This window comes from Bifidobacterium sp., from assembly GCF_050874245.1.
Classification (GTDB): Bacteria; Actinomycetota; Actinomycetes; order Actinomycetales; family Bifidobacteriaceae; genus Bifidobacterium.
On sequence record NZ_JBNMKH010000101.1, the window covers coordinates 1 to 5187 of the forward strand.

Annotated in this window: 4 protein-coding genes; 3 read left to right on the top strand and 1 reads right to left on the bottom strand. The window is 59.0% G+C overall.

Going from position 1 to position 5187, the window contains the following annotated elements; genetic code table 11:
- Positions 1-141: 141 nt before the first annotated feature.
- A complete protein-coding gene (locus ACR0P8_RS08535; protein ID WP_432624664.1) occupies positions 142-3240 on the top strand; it encodes a bifunctional [glutamine synthetase] adenylyltransferase/[glutamine synthetase]-adenylyl-L-tyrosine phosphorylase in 3099 nt (1032 codons plus the stop codon).
- 56 nt (positions 3241-3296) lie between these two features.
- Here the strand turns inward: ACR0P8_RS08535 and ACR0P8_RS08540 are convergent, their stop codons facing one another.
- Positions 3297-3569 carry a hypothetical protein gene (locus ACR0P8_RS08540; protein ID WP_432624665.1) on the bottom strand — a complete coding sequence of 91 codons (273 nt, stop codon included), beginning with the start codon at positions 3567-3569 and terminating at the stop codon, positions 3297-3299.
- A 308-nt stretch (positions 3570-3877) separates the two neighbouring features.
- On the opposite strand from ACR0P8_RS08540, the gene pyrB reads away from it, so the two are divergent.
- Positions 3878-4840: an aspartate carbamoyltransferase gene (pyrB, locus tag ACR0P8_RS08545; RefSeq protein WP_432624666.1), complete on the top strand. Its 963-nt coding sequence runs from the start codon at positions 3878-3880 to the stop codon at positions 4838-4840.
- Positions 4840-5187 (top strand): aspartate carbamoyltransferase regulatory subunit (locus ACR0P8_RS08550; RefSeq protein ID WP_432624667.1); only part of this gene is annotated, 348 nt, incomplete at its 3' end. The genes pyrB and ACR0P8_RS08550, both read left to right, overlap by 1 nt.

Consider the following 5187-nt stretch of genomic DNA (forward strand, 5'->3'; position numbering starts at 1 on the left):
CCCCGGAGGAGTTCCGGGGCATGTCCCTCGCGGTCTAGGGCTGTATCCTAATTAACAGCGTCCAACAATCGGGGCGCAGTTCATCACGCCGCGACCATCCCCTTGTCATATTCAGCGCCATAGGCAGTTATCATGGGACCCATGGGTTCTACGCATAAGTTTGGGGTGCTCGATCTGATTCGGGCTGGATTGCAGGATTTGGACATGGCACGTGGGCTGCTTGATGAGCTGCGTGCAGACGGCATTGACGCCGACCGGCTGCATTTGCTGATGGAGACATTGGAAAAGACCTGCGACCCCGACGTCGCGTTGCGCAATCTCGTGGACATCATCAAGGCGCTGCAAAGCCAGGGACGTGATTTCCGGCAGATCATCACCGACGACAAAGGACTCGTCCGGTTGGTCACCGTGCTTGGCGTATCCGATGAAATGGGCAAACTCATGCGGTTCCGCCCCGAACTTGTCATGGCCGCGGCCAGCGACTCATGTGAAAGCCACCTGTACAACCATGCCCAGCGGCGCGCGCATGTGCTCGAAGCGGTCGGTGCCGACCCCGCCGACAATCGCATGCCGAAAGCCTCGAAAACCCTTGCGGAGGCGGCGACCGCCCTGCGGCAGACCTATAGGAAACAACTAGCCGCCATCATGGCGCAGGACACCACCGCGGAAGACCCCATCGAAATCCAGCCGAGAATCAGCCAGGAACTGTCCGACCTTGCCGACGCAGCCCTGGAGGGAGCGCTCGCCATCGCCCGCAATGAAGTGGACGGCAGCGAACACGTGCGCTTCGCCATCATCGGCATGGGCAAGCTCGGCGCGAGGGAGCTCAACTACGTATCCGACGTGGACCTGATATACGTGGTGGAGCCCGCCGATACGGACACCAACGGCATGACGCTCAATCGCATCGGCACGAAAATGGCCACGACCCTGCAACGAGTATGCCAATCCGTCATCATGGGAGTCGCCGAACCTACCCTCTGGCAGATCGATGGGGGATTGCGGCCCGAAGGCAAGGACGGTCCTCTCGTACGCAAACTCGAATCACATAAGGCGTACTACGAGCAATGGGCGGAGAACTGGGAATTCCAAGCCCTGCTCAAGGCACGTCCCGTCGCCGGAGATCCCGACCTCGGCCAAGCCTATATGGACATGACCCGACCGTTCGTATGGACCGCATCCAAACGCGACAACTTCGTCTACGATTGCCAGCAGATGCGCAAACGTGTCGAAGACCTCATTCCGGCGCCCCTGAAGGACCGTGAGATCAAACTCGGCCGAGGAGGCCTGCGCGACGTGGAATTCACCGTGCAAATGCTCCAGCTCGTCCACGGCCGCGCCGATGAGTCGCTGCGTACCAGCTCCACTTTGGAATCATTGAGGCGCCTCGCCGAAGGCGGATACGTCTCGCGCAAGCAAGCAAAAAAACTCTCCTGGGATTACCGGTTCGAACGTGTCATGGAACACCGCCAGCAGATGTGGGCGCTGAAACGCACCCATCTGTTTCCGGACCTCGGCAAAGCCAGCCTCGGCGGCATGGAACGCAAACGCGACACCAACGACGACGAGCTCAACCACAACCTCGAACTTCGTCGGCTCGCGCGCGCTTTCCACATGCATCCCGAGGAACTCGTGGACAAGTATGACGAAACCCGACGTGAGGTACGTCACCTGCACATGGACATTTACTACCGGCCCATGCTGCCCATCAGCGCCGGACTTGACGACGAACAGGTCGAACTGTCCGCCAACGCCATGCAGGAACGTTTCGCGTCCATCGGCTTCGACGACCCGGACGCCGCCATGCGCCATGTCACGGCATTGACCGCCGGCATCTCGCGTGCCGCGAAGATCAATCGTATCCTGCTGCCAGCCGCGCTCCAATGGCTCGGCGAAGGACAGAATCCCGACATGGGACTGCTCAATTGGCGCAAACTTGAAGAACACTTCGGCACGGAAAGCGAATATCTCGGATTCCTACGCGACTCGCCATCGGCCGCGCAACGACTCTGCCACGTGTTGTCCAACTCCCGTTTCCTGGGCGATGCACTCAACAAATCCGTCGAATCCGTCACATGGCTTGGCGACGACGACAATCTGCAACCACGCTCCCGTGAAAGCCTTGACGTGCAGACCCACGCGTCGCTCGAACGCAACGCCGACAACATCAACGACTTCGCCAATTCCATCCGAGCCATGAGACGGCACGAAATCGAACGCATCGGACTGGGATGGATGAGCGGTGTCATCGACGACAAGGCCTCGCTCGCAGGCATGACCGATGTATACGACGCGGCAATCGACGCATCGCTCGCCTGGGCCATCCGCCATCGCACGAAGGACATGGGACTAGCCGAGCCTCCGGCCGCGATTGCGGTCATCGCCATGGGGCGTTACGGCGGAGGAGAAGTGAATTTCAGCTCCGACGCGGACGTCATCATCATCTACCGTCCCACGGATGACGCCGATGACGCCCAAGCCAACCTTTTCGTGAGGAAAGCGCAGGAGGACCTCCGCGCCATCCTGCAAGGCCCGACCACTCTCGAACCCAAAATCGAACTCGACATGGACCTGCGTCCCGAAGGCAAAAACGGTCCTCTCGTACGTTCCTATGCATCCTGCGAGGAGTACTACCGTTCCTGGGCCAGCACTTGGGAGCACCAGGCGTTGCTGCGTGCCCGATACGCGGCGGGCGACGCGGCGCTCGCCGAGGATTTCCTTATGAACATCGCCGATCCGTTGCGTTATCCCAAGACGGATCTGACGGAGTCTCAAATCGCGGAGATCCGCAAACTCAAGGCGCGTATGGAAGCCGAGCGGCTGCCGCGTGGAGTGCGAAGGGACCGTCATCTGAAACTCGGCAAAGGCGGATTGTCCGATGTCGAATGGACGGTCCAGCTGCTGCAATTGCGGCATGCCGGAGACAATGCGAACCTGCGGGTCAATGGAACGTTGCAGGCGTTGGATGAATTGGAGCGTCGCAGATTGATCAGCGCCGGTGACGCCGTCGTCCTACGCAAGGCGTGGCGCATGTGCACGGCGGCGCGCAATGGCAACTATCTGTGGAGTGGGCGCGTCAGCCAGGCGGACATCCTTCCCGACGACACGTATTCGTTGGGTGGAATCGCCGTTTATCTCGGTTACGATGCGAATCGTGGACAGCATTTCGAGAACGACCTGCTCGCCGTGATGCGCAAAAGCCGTGATGTGATGGAGCGGCTTTTCTACGACCGTTCATGACGGACGGCATATCGCCGTGCAGGACAGATTCGGTACGCCCGATTCCTCCGGCCGGTTCAGCGGACGTACATCGACAGCACGATTGCGACCAGCGCCACGAGGACCGCTGCGCCGAGAGCAAGGGCTTTGCTTCCGTGCTTGTGCGTACCGAACACCGTTATCAGCGAGATGACGGCAAACACGATGGACACGTCCACGAAAATGGAGCAGAAGAACTTCGCCAGCACGGGTCTGCCGAACGCCAGCGGGATGGAGATCACTGCGAACACGATGGCCGCGATCGCGCTTTTGGAAATGGGCTTCTTCATTGAATCATTCGTATTGCTCATATCCGTATATTCCTACCCCGGTCTGACATTGTCATTATCTATAGAGTTATAGATATTGGAGATCATATGCTTTCCTTGTCCGCATCGATGACCGATGCCGGACGATTTCCGTCTTCGTATATGGTCGTTCGACGTGTTCCTGCGTGTTTGTCCTCGATTCGACGCAAAACGTGAACACGCGGTGAATGATGGGAGTCAGTATTTCAGGCTATAGTTGGCTAGGTCACTTCGAGTGGCCACCTTCAACCACAAGTTGCATGAAAGGTGAGCCGTTGTCCTCAGTACTCGAACCGGCGATTGAAACGCCGATGGTCGGAAAAAGCGTCATCACGCTTGATGATCTTTCCATTCGTCAAATCCAGGAACTGCTCCGTAAAGCGCAGTACATCGATTCCCATCGTAAGGAAGTGGCGCACACCTGCGAAGGCAGGGTGCTCGCCACTTTGTTTTATGAGCCGAGCACGCGCACGCGTCTGAGCTTCGAAACCGCCATGCTGCGACTCGGCGGCAAGGTAATCGGCTTCGCCGGTGCCCAGCTTGCGTCCGTCACCAAGGGTGAGACCATCGCCGACACGCTGAAGACAGTCTCCAACTATGTGGACGTTGTTGCCATCCGCCACCCGAAGGAAGGCGCGGCGCTCGTCGCCTCCCGTGCCGCATCCGTGCCGGTCATCAACGCCGGTGACGGCGGGCACATGCATCCGACGCAGACCTTGGCCGATCTGGCCACCCTGCAATCCCGCTTCGGTCGCGTTACCAACCTGACTGTCGGCCTGTGCGGCGACCTCACCTTCGGCCGCACCGTGCACTCCCTGATTGAAACGCTGTGCCGCTTCGGCAATGTAAACTTCGTGCTGATCAGCCCGGACGAGCTCAAGACTCCGCAGTACGTGCTCGATCGCATCAACGCCACCGACTCCTGCTCCTATACCGAGGTCAAGGATCTCGTTTCCGTCATCGGAGACCTCGACGTGCTGTATATGACCCGTGTGCAGAAGGAACGCTTCTTCAACGAGGATGATTACCTGCGCCTGCGCGACACCTACATTCTCGATGAGGCGAAGATGGCGTATGCCAAGAAGGACATGGCAGTGCTGCATCCGTTGCCGCGTGTCAACGAGATCGCGGTGGAAGTGGATGACGATCCGCGCGCCGCTTATTTCGAACAGGTCAAGAACGGCATGCTCATGCGCATGGCGCTGGAAAGCTCGGTGGTCGGCGACGAACTGCCGGGATACGAACCGTCGGAAGCCAAGGAGGTACAGGCCTGATGGAGGTCACCAGCATTCAGAACGGCATCATCATCGATCACGTGCCGGCCGGCACCGCGCTCAAGGTGCTCGAATATTTGAAGATCGATCCGTCCAAAACCAAGCTCGCGCTGATCATGAACACCGACAGCCATATGTACGGCACCAAGGACATCATCAAAATTGAGGACGAGACCGAGTCCATCGACCTTGACGTGCTGGGGCTCGTGGCCCGCACTGCCACCGTTGGCATCGTACGCGGCGGCAAGATCGTCGAGAAGAAGAAGCCGACCCTGCCCGAGCATGTGGTGAACATCATCAAATGCGTGAATCCGCGTTGCGTGACCACCACCGAACCTGCGGTGCAG